General features: G+C 58.1%; 13 protein-coding genes and 3 tRNA genes. 14 read left to right on the top strand and 2 right to left on the bottom strand.

Translation table 11 applies throughout. The features are described from left to right. The first annotated feature begins 342 nt into the window (after window positions 1–342). Complete coding sequence (locus NAV33_RS01905) at window positions 343–2,013, top strand: glutamine--tRNA ligase/YqeY domain fusion protein (protein ID WP_255976300.1); 1,671 nt, start codon at window positions 343–345, stop codon at window positions 2,011–2,013. Then, window positions 2,013–3,398, top strand: coding sequence for a cysteine--tRNA ligase (cysS, locus tag NAV33_RS01900; RefSeq protein ID WP_272887180.1), 1,386 nt, complete (start codon window positions 2,013–2,015; stop codon window positions 3,396–3,398). Before NAV33_RS01905 ends, cysS begins: the two co-directional genes overlap by 1 nt. Window positions 3,399–3,538: 140 nt before the next feature. Here the strand turns inward: cysS and NAV33_RS01895 are convergent, their stop codons facing one another. Next, the gene (locus NAV33_RS01895) at window positions 3,539–5,401 is read right to left on the bottom strand and encodes a sigma-54-dependent Fis family transcriptional regulator (RefSeq protein ID WP_255976298.1); all 1,863 of its coding nucleotides are present in this window, start codon (window positions 5,399–5,401) and stop codon (window positions 3,539–3,541) included. 217 nt (window positions 5,402–5,618) lie between these two features. Here NAV33_RS01895 and NAV33_RS01890 point away from each other — a divergent pair, with 217 nt between their 5' ends. Genes NAV33_RS01890 through NAV33_RS01865 form a run of 6 tightly spaced genes read left to right on the top strand, consistent with a single transcriptional unit; the run spans window position 5,619 to window position 11,545 of the window. Continuing rightward, window positions 5,619–6,701: an ABC transporter ATP-binding protein gene (locus NAV33_RS01890; protein WP_255976296.1), complete on the top strand. Its 1,083-nt coding sequence runs from the start codon at window positions 5,619–5,621 to the stop codon at window positions 6,699–6,701. Between the two features lie 9 nt (window positions 6,702–6,710). After that, on the top strand, window positions 6,711–7,805 hold the full coding sequence (locus NAV33_RS01885) for an ABC transporter ATP-binding protein (RefSeq protein WP_255976294.1): 1,095 nt from the start codon (window positions 6,711–6,713) through the stop codon (window positions 7,803–7,805). Then, window positions 7,802–8,665, top strand: a complete 864-nt coding sequence (locus NAV33_RS01880) for a carbohydrate ABC transporter permease (protein WP_255976293.1) — start codon at window positions 7,802–7,804, stop codon at window positions 8,663–8,665. The genes NAV33_RS01885 and NAV33_RS01880 overlap by 4 nt, the downstream gene beginning before the upstream one ends. 13 nt (window positions 8,666–8,678) lie before the next feature. Continuing rightward, the gene (locus NAV33_RS01875; RefSeq protein WP_255976992.1) at window positions 8,679–9,479 is read left to right on the top strand and encodes a carbohydrate ABC transporter permease; all 801 of its coding nucleotides are present in this window, start codon (window positions 8,679–8,681) and stop codon (window positions 9,477–9,479) included. Between the two features lie 11 nt (window positions 9,480–9,490). Continuing rightward, window positions 9,491–9,763 (top strand): DUF2160 domain-containing protein, encoded by a 273-nt coding sequence (locus NAV33_RS01870; RefSeq protein WP_255976291.1) that lies wholly within the window; start codon window positions 9,491–9,493, stop codon window positions 9,761–9,763. A gap of 42 nt (window positions 9,764–9,805) precedes the next feature. Then, on the top strand, window positions 9,806–11,545 hold the full coding sequence (locus NAV33_RS01865; protein WP_255976289.1) for an ABC transporter substrate-binding protein: 1,740 nt from the start codon (window positions 9,806–9,808) through the stop codon (window positions 11,543–11,545). A gap of 116 nt (window positions 11,546–11,661) precedes the next feature. Here the strand turns inward: NAV33_RS01865 and folD are convergent, their stop codons facing one another. Then, on the bottom strand, window positions 11,662–12,516 hold the full coding sequence (folD, locus tag NAV33_RS01860) for a bifunctional methylenetetrahydrofolate dehydrogenase/methenyltetrahydrofolate cyclohydrolase FolD (RefSeq protein ID WP_255976287.1): 855 nt from the start codon (window positions 12,514–12,516) through the stop codon (window positions 11,662–11,664). A 270-nt stretch (window positions 12,517–12,786) separates the two neighbouring features. On the opposite strand from folD, the gene NAV33_RS01855 reads away from it, so the two are divergent. The 6 genes from NAV33_RS01855 (at window position 12,787) to clpX (ending at window position 16,771) form a co-directional block, all read left to right on the top strand. Continuing rightward, a tRNA-Arg gene (locus tag NAV33_RS01855) sits at window positions 12,787–12,863 on the top strand. Between the two features lie 31 nt (window positions 12,864–12,894). After that, window positions 12,895–12,970 (top strand) — tRNA-His (locus tag NAV33_RS01850). Between the two features lie 47 nt (window positions 12,971–13,017). After that, a tRNA-Leu gene (locus NAV33_RS01845) sits at window positions 13,018–13,102 on the top strand. 252 nt (window positions 13,103–13,354) lie between these two features. Then, window positions 13,355–14,665, top strand: coding sequence for a trigger factor (tig, locus tag NAV33_RS01840; protein ID WP_255976285.1), 1,311 nt, complete (start codon window positions 13,355–13,357; stop codon window positions 14,663–14,665). 88 nt (window positions 14,666–14,753) lie between these two features. Beyond that, window positions 14,754–15,392, top strand: a complete 639-nt coding sequence (clpP, locus tag NAV33_RS01835; RefSeq protein ID WP_255976283.1) for an ATP-dependent Clp endopeptidase proteolytic subunit ClpP — start codon at window positions 14,754–14,756, stop codon at window positions 15,390–15,392. Between the two features lie 98 nt (window positions 15,393–15,490). Continuing rightward, on the top strand, window positions 15,491–16,771 hold the full coding sequence (gene clpX / locus NAV33_RS01830; protein ID WP_255976281.1) for an ATP-dependent Clp protease ATP-binding subunit ClpX: 1,281 nt from the start codon (window positions 15,491–15,493) through the stop codon (window positions 16,769–16,771). Window positions 16,772–16,872: the final 101 nt, after the last annotated feature.

The raw sequence follows: 16,872 nt of genomic DNA, 5'->3' as shown, positions 1-16,872 counted from the left end.
AAACCTTCCTTATGAGACGAGCGGGAGAATCGCGTCGCGACGGGGCACCCGGCGCGATTATCAAGATGGACGTCCCTGCTGCAGAGCGTCGCGCGGCAGGACGCTTTGCTCTGTCAGGGGGTTGACGGGTCCGCTATGATAGGCGCTTTGATTTGGCCGGCCTACCCTGAGAGAGTGTTTACAAATTACTGCGCTCGGCCAGGCCGCGTTGAAATCAGCCTCAAGATGCTCATGTGCGACGTGTACATTCAGCTTTTCGGCTGATCTCGCCTTGCCTGGCCATCGCTCGCTACATTTGTAAACACTCTCTGAGCCGCATACTCGCAGATCGTTAAGGACACCATGAGCAAGCCTGAGACTACCGCAGCCACCAATTTTCTCCGCCCGATCGTTCAGGCTGACCTGGACTCGGGCAAGCACGCCAAGATCGTCACGCGATTTCCGCCCGAACCCAATGGCTATCTGCACATTGGCCACGCCAAATCGATCTGCCTTAATTTTGGCCTGGCCAAGGAGTTCGGCGGCGAGTGCAACCTGCGCTTCGATGACACTAACCCGGCCAAGGAAGACCAGGAATACATCGATGCGATCAAGAGTGACGTGCAGTGGCTCGGCTTTCAGTGGGCCGGCGAGGAGCGTTATGCCTCGAATTATTTCGCTCAACTGCACGACTGGGCCGTCGAGCTAATCAAGGCCGGCAAGGCCTATGTCTGTGATCTGACGTCGGAGCAGGCGCGCGAATATCGTGGCAGCCTGACCGAGCCGGGTCGCAACAGCCCGTTCCGCGATCGCTCGGTTGAAGAAAATCTAGACCTTTTCTCGCGGATGAAGGCCGGCGAGTTCCCGGATGGTGCCAAGGCACTGCGTGCAAAGATCGACATGGCTTCGCCGAACATGAATCTGCGCGATCCGATTCTCTACCGCATCCGCCATGCTCATCATCATCAGACCGGTAACGACTGGTGCATCTATCCGAGCTATGACTTCACGCATGGCCAGTCGGACGCCATCGAGGGCGTGACCCATTCCATCTGCACGTTGGAATTCGAAGATCATCGTCCACTCTACGAGTGGTTCCTCGAAAATCTGCCGGTCCCGGCCCGCCCGCGCCAGTATGAATTCGCTCGGCTGAATCTGAACTACACCATCACCAGCAAGCGCAAGCTCAAGCAACTAGTCGATGAAAAGCATGTCAGCGGTTGGGACGATCCACGCATGTCTACGCTCAGCGGCTATCGCCGCCGCGGTTACACGCCTGCGTCGATCCGCACTTTCTGCGACATGATCGGCGTGAACCGTGCCGGCGGTGTCGTGGACGTGGGCATGCTCGAGTTCGCCATTCGCGAGGACCTCGATGCCAACGCGCCACGTGCCATGTGCGTGCTCAAGCCGCTAAAAGTCGTCATTACCAACTATCCGGAAGGTCAGGTCGAAAACCTGGAGCTGCCGCGTCATCCGAAACAGGACATGGGCGTGCGCAAGCTGCCGTTCTCGCGGGAGATCTATATCGATGCTGGCGACTACGAAGAGATCCCGCCGGCCGGCTTCAAGCGCTTGGTTCCGGGCGGCGAAGTGCGGCTGCGCGGGAGCTATGTGATCCGCGCCGACGAAGCGATAAAGGATGCCGAGGGCAATGTGGTCGAACTGCGTTGTTCCTATGATCCGGACACGCTTGGCAAAAATCCCGAGGGGCGCAAAGTCAAGGGCGTGATTCACTGGGTGCCGGCAGCGCAAAGCGTCGAATGCGAAGTGCGCCTGTACGATCGGCTATTCCGCTCGGCCAATCCTGAGAAAGACGAGCAGGGCGGCAGCTTTCTCGACAATATAAATCCGGATTCGCTGGTCGTGCTCAAAGGTTGCCGCGCTGAGCCTTCACTGGCGTCCGCTGAAGCCGAAGATCGCTTCCAGTTCGAGCGCGAAGGCTATTTCTGCGTTGACCGTAAGGACAGCCGGCCGGATGCGCTGGTATTCAACCGTACCGTGACCCTGCGTGACTCCTGGGGAGGCCAGTAATGGTGTTGTCGATCTACAACACGCTGACCAAGACCAAGGAGCCACTCAAGCCGCTGATTCAGAACCAGGTGCGGATGTACGTCTGCGGCATGACGGTCTACGACTTCTGCCATATTGGGCATGCGCGGGTCATGGTGGCATTCGATGTGGTTTCGCGTTGGTTGCGCCAGCGTGGCTACGACCTAACCTACGTGCGCAACATCACCGATATCGACGACAAGATCATTCGTCGTGCCCAGGAAAACGGTGAATCGTTCGAGGCTCTTACAGGCCGCATGATCGCCGCGATGCATGAAGATGAAGCACGGCTCAACGTGTTGCGTCCCGATCTCGAGCCGCGCGCCACCGAGCATATTGCTGGCATGCACAGCATGATCCAGACCCTGATAGATAAGGGATTTGCGTACGCACCGGGTAACGGAGACGTGTACTACCGGGTCGGCAAATTCGTTGGTTACGGCAAACTGTCACGGCGCAAGATAGAGGACCTCAAGATCGGTGCGCGCATCGAGGTCGACGAAGCCAAAGAAGATCCGCTGGACTTCGTGCTGTGGAAAGCCGCAAAGCCCGGCGAACCGAGCTGGCAATCGCCGTGGGGGGCAGGGCGTCCGGGTTGGCATATTGAATGCTCGGTGATGTCCACTTGCTGCCTGGGCGAGACCTTCGACATCCACGGCGGCGGGCCTGACCTAGTCTTCCCGCATCATGAGAACGAGATCGCTCAGAGCGAGGCGGCGACCGGCAAGCAGTACGCCAACGCATGGATGCATGCCGGCGCGGTGCGCGTCGATGGCGAGAAGATGTCCAAGTCACTGGGCAACTTCTTCACCATTCGCGAGGTGCTGGAAAAGTATCAGCCGGAAGTGGTGCGCTACCTGTTGGTGTCGAGCCATTACCGCAGCCCGATCAACTATTCCGAAGACAGTCTGAAAGAAGCCAAGGGCGCGCTTGAGCGCTTCTATACCGCGCTCAGGGGCTTGCCGGCAGCATCTGCAAAAGGCGGAGAAACGTTCGTGGCACGCTTTGGCGCTGCCATGGATGACGATTTCAACTCACCCGAAGCCTGTGCTGTGCTGTTCGAGATGGTTCGCGAGATCAACCGTCTGCGCGACACGGATCTGCAAGCTGCCGCCGAGCTCGCTGGCCGGTTGAAGGAACTGGCCGTAGTGCTTGGTGTGTTGCAGATGGTCCCCGACACCTTCCTGCAAGCTGGTGCTGAGGGCAAGGTGGATGCAGCCGAGGTCGAAACGCTGATCGCCGCGCGTCTACAAGCGCGTGCTGACAAGAACTGGGCCGAGTCCGACCGGATTCGCGATCAGCTGACCGCCATGGGCGTTGTGCTCGAAGACGGTAAGGGCGGAACGAGCTGGCGTCTAAGCGAATAAGTTACACAGCCCACAGTCAGTCCCGCGCAGTGGATTAGCTACCACCACCGGTGGGCTGAAGCCCACCCTATGTCGGAGGCGAAACCGTCAATGCCGGTGTCCAGCGTCGTTCAAGCGTCTTGCGGAGCTATGCCGCAAACTTAACCTGGATAAAGGCCCTCGGCACGCAGTCGCTTGTACAAGGTGTTGCGACTGACGCCGAGGTGCCGGGCTAGATGCGAAATATTGCCGCGACAGGCTTCGAACTGACTACGCAGTTGTTGGTTCGGCTGGGTTCGCTGGGGCTCGAGCATGTTGAGTTGGCGCTGCGAGTCGTATCGGCCCTCGTCGGGCTCGGCTTCGAGGTCATCGAAGAAGTCATCAGGCAGATGTTCCGGCCTGATCTGCTGTTCGTCAGCCATCGCCAGGGCGACCTGGATCACGCTGCTCAGCTGACGGATATTGCCGGGCCAGGGGTGGCGTTCGAACAAGCGCTGGACTTCGTTGCTCAGGCCAGCCCATTGCTGTGGCTCGCGATGCTGTTCCCATACCCGCTGAAATAGCGCGAGCTTATCGGCTCGCGCACGCAGCGGCGGCAGCTCGGTACTGAAACCACTGACGCGGTAGAACAGGTCCTGGCGAAAGCGCCCGCTTTCGACCTCCTGCCGCAAAGACCGGTTGGTCGCGCAGATCAGCCGGAAGTCCACAGGATAGGGGTCGCCACCTCCAAGCGGTTGCACGCAACGGTCCTGCAGGACGCGTAACAGCCGGGCCTGTAAATTGGGCGGCATGTCGCCGATTTCATCAAGAAATAGCACTCCCTTGTCGGCCTTGCGAATCAGGCCGCTGCTGCCTTTGTGATGAGCGCCGGTGAACGCACCTTTCTCGTAACCGAAAAGCTCTGATTCGATCAGCTCGCCAGGAATGGCCGCACAGTTAACGGCTATCAGCGGTGCCGCCGCTCGGGAGCTGGCCGCGTGTAGCGCCTTGACCAGAAACTCTTTGCCAACGCCGGTCTCGCCGTGAACAAGGACTGGAATATTCTTTTCCAGCATCCGCTGAGCCTGGCGAGCCACTTTCTGCACACGCGGATCACCGTAATCAACCCCTCCCAGATCCACCGCGTACTTTGCGGCTGCACTACGAAAATCTCGGGCTTGAATGCGCGGCTTCTGCGGTCGTCGAATGGTCCCATGAAATCGATGGCGACCCATGGCGCGCAGCAGCATCGGTTGTTCTTCCGGCTGGTTAAGCAATTGCAGCAGGGGTACATCGAACAGCATGTCGATTCGGGTGCGCGTCAGCGTTACGCCGAGCAGGTTGTCAGCGCGACGGTTGGCCGAGACGATCAATCCGGACTCATCGAAGATCAGCAGGCCGGCCCACTGACTGTCGAGATTGTCCTGGCCCGTGTTGAAGGTCAGCTGGAAGTAATCGTCATGGAACAGGTTGAGGATCAGTCGGTTCTCCACCGACTGGCTCATCATCTTGACCATGCCCAGGGTGTGCGAGGGCGGCAAATAGCTGTCGCTGGAAACGTCGAGCACCGCAATCAGCTGTCGCTGCGCATCGAAGATCGGAGAAGCGGCGCCGGAGAGGTAGCGGTTGGCCTTGAGGAAATGTTCGTCGCGCTGAATGTGTACTGCCTGCCCGCTGGCCAGCGCGGTTCCGATGGCGTTGGTCCCGGTGTCCCGCTCCATCCAGCTGGCGCCAGGGGAAAAGCCCCGACGCTGGGCGGGCTCGACGAAGCGCCGGTCGCCCCAAGACTCCAGTAATTGGCCGCCGCTGTCGGCCAGTAGGATCAGGCAGCTCGAATTCGAAAGGATATTTTCGTAGTAAGGCAGCACTTCGCGCTGGGTGGTTTGCACCAAGTTTCGCTGGCGTTCGAGCAATGCACTCACATCCTGCTCAGCGGGCTGGCCGAAGCTCGGCGTGCTGAGTGGGTTCAGGCCAAAGCGCTCGCAGCGGTGCCAGGACTCTTCGACCAGTGTCTGGTGGGAAATGGACTGGACTGGGTCGGCCATGTCGCCCTCTTCGAATGCGAGTTCTTGTTGTTTTCGCTGCGTTGCAGCGTGCGCCCTGAACAGTCTTGTTCATTTTTGTTCACTGTCAATGTTCATAAATGTTCATTTTGAACAGTTCAGAACTGCTCGTTTACCACTGGAGCTCGAACCAGAGCCGCCGTTTCGAAATGGCACGAATATGGCAATCGTTCTCCTATAACAAATAGAAGGATGCGACATGTCCCTCACGCTGGAACACGTCACCAAGAAGGTCGATGGGCAGCTACACATCGACGACGTTTGCCTGGGCTTCGAGCCTGGTTCGTTCAACGTGCTGATCGGGCGAACGCTAGCGGGTAAAACCTCACTGATGCGCCTAATGGCCGGCCTCGACAAGCCGAGTAGCGGCCGCATTCTCATGAACGGGGCCGATGTGACCGGCGTGCCGGTACGCAAGCGCAACGTGTCGATGGTTTACCAGCAATTCATTAACTACCCGACGTTGACTGTGTTTGAAAACATCGCATCGCCGCTGCGTCAGATTGGGGTTGGTAAGGTCGAGATCGAACGCAAGGTTCGCGAAACGGCGGAAATGCTACACATCGAAAGCTTTCTGGAGCGGCACCCGTTGGAGCTTTCCGGTGGCCAGCAGCAGCGGACGGCCATGGCCCGAGCGCTGGTGAAAGACGCCGATCTGGTGCTATTCGACGAGCCGCTGGTAAACCTCGATTACAAGCTGCGCGAGGAGCTCCGTCAGGAAATGCGCGAGCTGTTCAGGACGCGGCGCAGCATTGCCATATACGCCACCACCGAGCCCAACGAAGCCTTGGCGTTGGGCGGCACGGCCACCGTTCTGCATGAAGGGCGGGTCATCCAGAGCGGACCGACGTCTGAGGTTTATCACCGGCCGAGCCAGATGCTGAGTGCCGAGTTGTTTTCCGAGCCGCCGATTAATTTATTGCCAGGGCGTATCGCTTCCAGTGAGGTCAGCTTTGAAGATCGCATGCATTTTCCGCTGAACGCCGATCTGCGCGGACTATGCGAGGGGGCTTACAGCTTCGGTGTACGTCCCAGCCACATCGGGCTGGTGCCGTCCAATGATGACGACCTGGAGGTTTCTGGCACGGTCGAACTGGCGGAAATCAGCGGCTCGGAGACCTTTCTCCACGTGCGCAACGAGCACTTCAGCTTGGTTCTGCACGTGCAGGGAGTTCACGACTATCCAGTGGACTCGCCCATTCGCGTCTACATCCCGACTCACAAGCTGTTCGTCTTCGACGCCACGGGCCGGTTGGCCCAAGCGCCGGCGCGACGTGTCTGAGGAAGTCCCATGGCAGAGATTCGCCTACAGAACCTGGCCCACAGCTACAGTGCGCAGCCGCGTGGCGCAGCGGATTACGCCATCCGCGAGATGGACCATGTCTGGGAACAGGGCGGAGCTTATGCATTGCTGGGCCCTTCCGGCTGTGGCAAGTCAACTTTGCTGAACATCATTTCCGGTTTGCTCAGCCCATCCGAAGGGCAGGTGCTGTTCGACGCGCGCGAGGTGAACAGGATGACGCCCGAGCAGCGCAACATCGCCCAGGTTTTTCAGTTCCCGGTCGTCTACGACACCATGACTGTGTTCGACAACCTTGCTTTCCCCCTGCGCAATCAGGGCGTCCCGGAGGCGCGTGTCACCAGCAAGGTCCATGAGATTGCCGAGGTACTCGATCTTCATCCGCTGCTCAAGCGAAAGGCTCGCAACCTGACCGCTGACGAAAAACAGAAGGTGTCCATGGGGCGGGGATTAGTGCGGGACGACGTATCAGCGATCCTCTTTGACGAGCCGCTGACGGTCATCGATCCGCACTTGAAGTGGAAGTTGCGACGCAAGCTCAAACAGATCCACGAGCAGTTCAACATCACCATGATCTACGTCACTCATGACCAGCTGGAAGCCTCGACCTTCGCCGAAAAAATTGCGGTGATGCATGGCGGTCAAATCGTTCAGTTCGGCACGCCGCGCGAGCTTTTCGAGCGCCCCCAACACACCTTCGTGGGTTTCTTCGTCGGCAGCCCGGGAATGAATTTGATTGACGTTCGGGCTGAGGAGGGCGGTGTGGCGTTTGGCAATCAATATCTGCGCTTGTCCGAATCGCTTGCGGCGCGCCTGCCATCGCTCGTCGGCAAGCGCCTGCAGATCGGTATCCGACCCGAGTTCGTGCAGGTCGCCGACGAGGCGAGCGGCGGCATGCAGGTTGATGCGGTGCGCGTCGAGGACCTCGGCACCTACAAGATTTTGACCTTCCGCATGCAAGGCCAGCTACTCAAGGCGCGCCTGCCTGAAGATCAGGTCGTCCCGCAAGGGCAAGCCTGGGTGGGCTTTCCGGCGCAATGGCTGATGCTCTACGCGGATGATCTACTAGTTGAGGAGTTGCCATGAGCAAGGTTCAGGACAACCGCGCTTGGTGGCTGGTACTACCGGTTTTCCTGCTGGTGGCGTTCAGCGCCATTCTGCCGATGATGACGGTGGTCAACTACTCGGTGCAGGACATCTTCGATTCATCGACACGATTCTTCGTCGGTGCCGATTGGTATCGGCAGATACTCAACGATCCGCGTCTGCATGATTCATTGCTGCGCCAGTTCATCTTTTCCGGCTGCGTCTTGCTGATCGAGATCCCGTTGGGTATCGCCGTCGCGCTTACGATGCCGACCCGTGGGCGCTGGGCTTCGCTGTGCCTGATCGTTATGGCGATCCCTTTGCTGATTCCATGGAACGTGGTCGGCACCATCTGGCAAATCTTCGGCCGCGCAGATATCGGCCTGTTGGGTTACGTCCTCAACGAACTGGGCATCAGCTACAACTATGCCTCGAATACGCGTGACGCCTGGGTGACGGTGCTGGTGATGGACGTATGGCACTGGACATCGCTGGTCGCGCTGCTCTGCTATTCAGGCTTGCGTGCAATCCCTGACGTCTACTACCAGGCGGCACGCATCGATCGCGCATCGGCGTGGGCGGTGTTCCGCCACATTCAGCTGCCAAAGTTGAAGAGCGTATTGCTGATCGCCGTGATGCTGCGCTTCATGGACAGCTTCATGATTTACACCGAGCCGTTCGTGCTGACCGGTGGCGGCCCGGGTAATGCCACCACTTTTCTCAGCCAGACACTCACCAAGATGGCGGTGGGGCAGTTCGATCTCGGTCCGGCGGCGGCGTTCTCGCTGATCTACTTCTTGATCATCCTGCTGGTGTCCTGGCTGTTCTATACGGCGATGACCCATGGCGACCAGAAATGAAGAGGGCCAGCTAATGCATCTGCGCAAGCGAGCGGTACTGATCCTCTACATCACCTTTCTGATGGTGCCCATTTATTGGCTCGTCAACATGTCGTTCAAGAGCAACACCGAGATCCTCGGTGGGCTTACGCTCTGGCCGCAGGGCTTCACGCTAGACAACTACCGCGTCATTTTCACCGACCGCAGCTGGTATAGCGGCTACATCAATTCGCTGTATTACGTCTGCCTGAATACCCTGATTTCGCTGACGGTGGCGCTGCCGGCGGCGTATGCCTTCTCACGCTTTCGCTTTCTCGGCGACAAGCATCTGTTCTTCTGGCTACTAACCAATCGGATGGCGCCGCCTGCGGTGTTTCTGCTGCCGTTCTTCCAGCTGTACTCGTCGATCGGCCTGTTCGATACGCATATCGCCGTGGCGCTGGCTCACTGTTTGTTCAACGTACCGCTGGCAGTGTGGATTCTCGAGGGCTTTATGTCCGGTGTGCCAAAGGAGATCGACGAGACGGCCTACATCGACGGTTACAGCTTCCCCAAGTTCTTCCTGAAGATTTTCATTCCGCTGATCGGCTCTGGCATCGGTGTCACCGCGTTCTTTTGCTTCATGTTTTCCTGGGTGGAGCTGCTGCTCGCTCGAACGCTCACATCGGTGGACGCCAAACCCATCGTCTCGGTAATGACGCGGACCGTATCGGCTTCGGGAATCGATTGGGGCGTGCTGGCTGCCGCCGGGGTGCTGACTATCCTGCCCGGCATGCTGGTGATTTGGTTCGTGCGCAACCACGTGGCCAAGGGCTTCGCCCTCGGACGGGTATAGGAGAGCTATCGATGAATTGGATGGCCTGGACCACACCAACTGCTGCGTTCTTCGCCGTGATCGGCCTGATGCTGGCGCTGATGAGTGCGTGGGAACTGCGCCGGCCCTGCGTGCCGCGAAAGGGCTTGCTGCCCATCGTCACTACGCGGGGCGATCGGTTGTTCATTGGACTTCTGGGCAGCGCCTATTGGCATCTTTTGCTGATAGGGCTGACCGACTGGAGCATCTGGATAGCGTCCGCGCTGTCTCTTGTCTGGTTGTTTGCAGTGATGCGCTGGGGTTGAGCCTTGCGGCTCATCCTTCCAAAAAACCCAAAGGAGGTGTTTATGTTCGAGAATAAAAACAACACCCGACATGGCATGGCGCTCGCTGCCCTGCTGACGTTGTCCGGCATTACGGGAGCGGCCTGGGCCGACGCTTATGAAGATGCGGCGAAGAAATGGGTCGAGTCGGAGTTCAATCCGTCGACCCTGTCGCCCGAGCAGCAGATGGAAGAGTTGCGCTGGTTCATCAAGGCCGCCGAGCCGTTCCGCGGTATGGAGATCAACGTCGCGTCGGAAACCATCACCACTCATGAGTACGAGTCGAAGACGCTAGCGCGCGCTTTCAGCGAGATCACAGGTATTCGCCTGCGGCACGACCTGATGCAAGAGGGCGACGTGGTCGAGAAACTGCAAACACAGATGCAGTCGGGTAAGAATATCTATGACGGTTATATCAACGACTCCGACCTGATCGGCACTCACTTCCGCTATGGCAAAGCGGTTGCCATCAGCGACATGATTGAGGGCGAGGCCAAGGATTACACGCTGCCGACACTCGACCTGGACGATTTCATCGGTATCTCCTTCACCACAGGGCCGGACGGCAAGATCTATCAGTTGCCGGTCCAGCAGTTCGCCAACCTTTACTGGTTCCGTGCCGACTGGTTCGAGCGCCCCGAACTGAAGCAGCAATTCAAGGAGCGCTACGGGTACGAATTGGGCGTACCAGTCAACTGGTCCGCTTATGAAGACATCGCCGAATTCTTCAGTAATCACGTCAAGGAAATCGACGGACAGCGCATCTACGGCCATATGGACTACGGCAAGAAAGACCCGTCGCTGGGCTGGCGCTTCACCGATGCCTGGTTCTCCATGGCAGGTGCTGGCGACAAAGGGTTGCCGAACGGCTTGCCGGTGGACGAGTGGGGCATTCGCGTTGAGGACTGCCATCCGGTGGGCTCTAGCGTTTCCCGTGGCGGCGCAACCAACGGACCGGCGGCGGTCTATGCGACACAGAAATATGTCGACTGGATGCGTGAGTACGCGCCGCCAGAAGCGCAGGGCATGACGTTCTCCGAATCCGGACCGGTCCCGGCTCAAGGCAACATTGCTCAACAGATCTTCTGGTACACCGCCTTTACTGCGGACATGACCAAGCCCGGCCTGCCAGTTGTCAATGAAGACGGCACGCCGAAATGGCGTATGGCGCCGTCGCCCAAAGGCCCGTATTGGGAGGAGGGGATGAAGCTTGGCTATCAGGACGCCGGGGCCTGGACCTTCCTCGTATCTACGCCGGAGAAGCGCCGGCTGGCCGCCTGGCTCTATGCACAGTTCACGGTGTCGAAAACCGTGTCGTTGAAGAAAACGCTTGTCGGTCTGACCCCGATTCGTGAATCCGATATCGACTCCGACGCCATGACCGAGGCAGCGCCGAAGCTGGGTGGGCTGGTTGAGTTCTATCGTAGCCCGGCGCGGGTGCAGTGGACGCCAACCGGAACCAACGTGCCGGACTATCCGCGTCTGGCACAGCTCTGGTGGCAGTACATCGCCGAAGCGGCCAGCGGCGACAAGACGCCTCTGGAAGCGCTCGATGGTCTTGCAGAAGCACAGGACACGATGATGGCGCGGCTGGAACGGGCCAATGTACAACCGAAGTGCGGACCAATACTCAACGAGCCTCGCGATCCGGAATACTGGCTGAGCCAGCCGGGCTCGCCGAAGCCCAAGTTGGAAAATGAAAAGCCCCAAGGCAAGACGGTCAGTTATAACGAACTGATCAAGTCCTGGGAGCAAGAGCGTTAAGCCGCTACCGCATGCGCGGCTGGGCCTGCAACGGAAAAACGGCACTCGAGGGTGCCGTTTTCTTGAACGCCATGTAGCTGCCCGGAGCCAAGCACGTCATTGATAACGCGCTCACATCAAGTGTGCAAATGCTCCGCCGCGTGCAGCGTATTTTCCAGCAGACAGGCGCGTGTCATCGGACCGACCCCGCCGGGTACCGGCGTAATCCAGCTGGCGCGCTGTACCGCAACATCGAACTCCACGTCTCCGACCAACTTGCCGTCGGCCTGCCGGTTGATGCCTACATCAATGACGATTGCGCCTTCCTTAATCCATTCACCTTTGACCAGCCCGGTGATGCCGGTCGCCACTACTATCAGGTCGGCACGCTTGACGTGCTCGGCCAGATCATTAGTGAAGCGATGCGTAACCGTTGTCGTACAGCCCGCCAACAGCAGTTCCAGTGCCATGGGCCGGCCGACGATATTGGACGCACCGACGACCACTGCGTTGAGTCCGTGCAGGTCGATACCGGTGCTTTCAAGCAGCGCCATAATGCCTTTCGGTGTGCAGGGACGGAGCAGGGGCATACGTTGCGCAAGCCGGCCAATATTGTATGGGTGGAAGCCATCCACATCTTTGTCTGGGCGGATGCGTTCAAGCAGCTGCGACGCGTCGAGGTGCTTAGGCAATGGAAGCTGCACGAGGATACCGTCGATAAGTGGGTCGTCATTGAGCTGATCGATCAGCGCCAGCAATTCGGCCTGGCTGGTTTCAGCGGGCAGGTCGTGGGCGGTGGAGTTAAATCCGACTTCCTCACAGTCCTTGCGCTTGTGCGCAACATAGACCTGAGACGCCGGGTCGGTGCCCACTAGTATCACCGCCAGTCCTGGAACTCTGAGGCCTTGCTGAGAGCGCTCGGCGACTCTGCCGGCAATCTGCTGGCGGATATTGGCAGCGATCTTTTTACCGTCGATCAGTTTTGCGGTCATGACGCTTGATTAACCATCGGGAGATTGAAAAGGATGCGCATTCTCGCACGGTGGTCCCGTCGGGCAAAGACGATGCGGCCATCTATTCCCGTAACTCCTTTACCAGACTGAAATTTTTTCGGTTTTGGTGTTGACGGCCTGTAGGTGGCCCATTAAGATTCGCCCCGCTTGTCGAGCACAGCTTGCTGCTGGGTAAGACGGCTTTTGAAGGTCTGTGCCTTCACTGGCCGGAGCTTGAAGTCTGCGCTCCGAATAGAATGCAGATATAAAGCGCCCGTAGCTCAGTTGGATAGAGCATCCGCCTTCTAAGCGGATGGTCGCAGGTTCGAGTCCTGCCGGGTGCGCCATTTTGGGCTCTGGCATAAGCAAGGCAATATGGTGGGCGTAGCTCAGTTGGTAGAGCACAGGATTGTGGCTCCTGCGGTCGTGGGTTCGAACCCCATCGTCCACCCCATATTCCGAAGCGCCAGGCACTGCCTGGCGTTTCCGTTTAGAAGTTCTGCGGACGTGGTGGAATTGGTAGACACACCAGATTTAGGTTCTGGCGCCGCAAGGTGTGAGAGTTCGAGTCTCTCCGTCCGCACCATACAGGCGCTTCGTATCTGAAATGATGCGGAGTGTAGCAGCCGGCCAGTGGCCGGTTTTTTTTTGTCTGTTTCATTGGTTCGTCCGGGCGTCAGGGCTGGATTGTTCGATAACTCTACGAAGGTGCAGCGCAGCTGCTTCAGTGCTGCGGGTGCCTTGCCGGACGGGGTGACTTCTGTCATGCGAGCCACTAGAATGCTTGCCCATTCTGGGGCCGGAACGCCGGCTTATGTCTGTGCAACGAGGAAAATCCATGCAAGTTTCTGTTGAAAGCACCTCCGCTCTTGAGCGCCGCATGACCATTGGCGTGCCGGTCGAGCGCATCGAGACCGAAGTCAACAAGCGTCTGCAGCAGACCGCCAGCCGTGCCAAGATCCCAGGTTTCCGTCCCGGCAAGGTGCCGATGAGCGTGATTCGTCAGCGCTACGAAGCGGCTGCTCGTCAGGAAGCGCTGGGCGATTTGATCCAGGCCACTTTTTACGAGGCCGTAGTTGCCGAGAAACTGAATCCTGCCGGCGCACCGGCAGTCGAGCCGAAAGTGTTCGAAAAGGGCAAGGATCTGGAGTACGTCGCGACTTTCGAAGTATTCCCCGAGTTCAAGGTCGCCGGCTTCGAAGGTATTGAGATTGAGCGTTTGCAGGCCGAAGTGGCAGATTCGGACGTCGACAACATGCTCGATATCCTCCGTAAGCAGAACACTCGTTATGAGACTACCGATCGCGCCGCCGAGAATGGCGATCAGTTGAACATCGACTTCGTTGGCAAGATCGATGGTGAAGCCTTCGCTGGCGGCTCGGCGCAGGGCACCCAGCTTGTATTGGGTTCGGGTCGCATGATTCCTGGTTTCGAAGACGCGCTGGTTGGTGCCAAGGCGGGTGAAGAGCGGGTTATCAATCCGACCTTCCCTGAGGACTATCAGAACCTCGACCTCGCCGGCAAGACTGCCGAGTTTACTGTGACTATAAATAGCGTTGCCGCTGCGCAGCTGCCGGAGCTAGACGACGAGTTCTTTGCTCAGTTCGGTGTTCAAGAAGGTGGCCTCGAAGGCTTCCGTGCCGAAGTGAAGAAGAACATGGAGCGTGAGCTACGCCAGGCCATCAAGACCAAGGTCAAGAATCAGGTCATGGAAGCGCTGGTCAGTGCCTACCCGATCGAGGTGCCGAAGGCGCTGATCGACAACGAAGTGAATCGCCTGCGCGTTCAGGCTGTGCAGCAGTTTGGGGGCAACATTAAGCCCGACCAATTGCCGGCTGAGTTGTTCGAAGAGCAGGCCAAGCGCCGCGTCGTGCTCGGTCTGATCGTCGCTGAGGTGGTCAAGCAGTACGAACTCAAGCCTGACGACGCGCGGGTTCGCGAGCTAATCGAAGAAATGGCTTCGGCCTATCAGGAGCCCGAGCAGGTCGTGTCCTGGTACTACAAGAACGACGAGCAATTGAACGAAGTCCGCTCTGTTGTGCTCGAAGAACAAGTTGTAGATACTGTCCTGCAGCAGGCTAAATTGACCGACACGTCGGTCTCCTACGAAGAAGCAGTGAAGCCTGCGGAAGCCCCGCAAGCTGCCTGAGTCTCTTCAAACCGTTTAATGCACATTCATAAGCCAGCCTCGCGCTGGCTTATGTCTTTGCGGCGTGACATAGGGAGTATCGTTGGACATGTCCGGCAATTCGTTTATGCAAGCATCAGACATCCAGGCCGCAGGTGGCCTGGTGCCGATGGTCATTGAACAGTCCGCCCGTGGCGAGCGCGCGTATGACATTTATTCCCGTCTCCTCAAGGAGCGGGTGATCTTCATGGTTGGTCAGGTCGAAGACTACATGGCCAACCTGATCGTTGCACAGATGCTCTTCCTCGAAGCAGAAAATCCCGAGAAGGACATCCATCTCTACATCAACTCCCCTGGCGGCTCCGTCACTGCGGGTATGTCGATCTACGACACCATGCAGTTCATCAAGCCGGACGTGTCGACCATCTGCATCGGGCAGGCCTGTAGCATGGGTGCTCTGTTATTGACCGGTGGCGCGGCCGGGAAGCGTTACTGCTTGCCACACTCGCGGATGATGATTCACCAGCCGCTGGGCGGTTTCCAGGGGCAGGCCTCTGACATCGAGATCCATGCTCGGGAAATCCTCACTATCCGTGAGCGTCTGAACAAGGTAATGGCCGAGCACACCGGCCAGCCGATGGAAGTGATTGCTCGGGATACCGACCGCGACAATTTCATGAGTGGCGAAGAAGCCGTCAAGTATGGACTGATCGACCAAGTCCTGGCTCAACGGCAGATGGCAGTCTGATCTCGTCCGCACGGCGATATCCGGCGGCAGTGTGGGCTTGAAAAAGCCCACGATTGCCTTCATCTTGTGTTTAAAGCCTTCCCGATTGGATCGATCGAATGACTGATACCCGCAACGGCGAGGATTCCGGCAAGCTGCTCTATTGCTCTTTCTGCGGCAAAAGCCAGCATGAAGTACGCAAGTTGATTGCCGGGCCCTCGGTCTTTATCTGCGACGAGTGCGTTGACCTGTGCAATGACATCATCCGTGAGGAGGTGCAAGAAGCACAGGCCGAGAGCAGCGCGCAAAAACTGCCTGCGCCAAAGGAGATCAGCGGTATTCTTGACCAATACGTCATTGGTCAGGAACGCGCCAAGAAGATCCTGGCAGTAGCGGTTTACAACCATTACAAGCGACTCAACCAGCGCGATAAGAAAGAGGAAGTCGAGCTGGGCAAGAGCAATATTCTGTTGATCGGGCCGACCGGCTCGGGCAAGACCCTGCTCGCTGAGACGCTTGCGCGGCTACTGAATGTGCCGTTCACCATCGCCGACGCCACCACGCTCACCGAGGCTGGCTACGTAGGCGAGGATGTTGAGAACATCATTCAAAAGCTGCTGCAGAAATGCGATTACGATGTGGAGAAAGCTCAGATGGGCATCGTCTACATTGATGAGATCGACAAGATTTCACGCAAGTCTGACAACCCGTCGATTACTCGGGACGTATCGGGCGAGGGTGTGCAGCAGGCGCTGCTCAAGCTGATCGAGGGTACGGTCGCCTCGGTTCCGCCCCAAGGCGGTCGCAAGCATCCACAGCAGGAGTTCCTACAGGTCGATACGCGCAATATCCTATTTATTTGCGGCGGCGCATTCGCTGGCCTTGAAAAGGTCATTCAGGGGCGTTCGACCCAAGGTGGCATCGGCTTCAATGCAGAGGTTCGCAGTAAGGATTTAGGCAAGAAGATCGGCGAATCGCTGCGTGCGGTAGAGCCTGACGACCTCGTCAAGTTTGGCCTGATTCCGGAATTTGTGGGCCGTCTGCCAGTTATTGCCACGCTCGATGAATTGGATGAGGCCGCCTTGATCCAGATCCTTACCGAGCCCAAGAATGCACTGACCAAGCAGTACGCCAAACTATTCGAGCTCGAAGGTGTGGATTTGGAGTTCCGTAACGATGCGCTCAAGGCTGTCGCAGGTCGCGCGCTAGAGCGCAAGACCGGCGCACGTGGCCTGCGTTCGATCCTTGAGGGCGTTCTGCTGGACACCATGTACGAGATTCCTTCACAAAAGGATGTCAGCAAGGTGGTCATCGACGAGAGCGTTATCGAAGGTACATCACAACCTCTACTGATTTACGAAAACAGCGAGCCGCCCGCAAAGGCTGCGCCAGACGCGTAACAGAACAAAGGGGCCTCCGGGCCCCTTTGCATTTCTGCGCCATCCTTGTTTTTTGCCCTGCGTGCCCTCATCTTAATTGCCAGGGTGTTTCCCCGTTCACC

This window comes from Stutzerimonas stutzeri, from assembly GCF_024448715.1.
Lineage (GTDB): Bacteria > Pseudomonadota > Gammaproteobacteria > Pseudomonadales > Pseudomonadaceae > Stutzerimonas > Stutzerimonas stutzeri_AR.
This window is presented reverse-complemented; position numbering and strand designations above follow the sequence as displayed.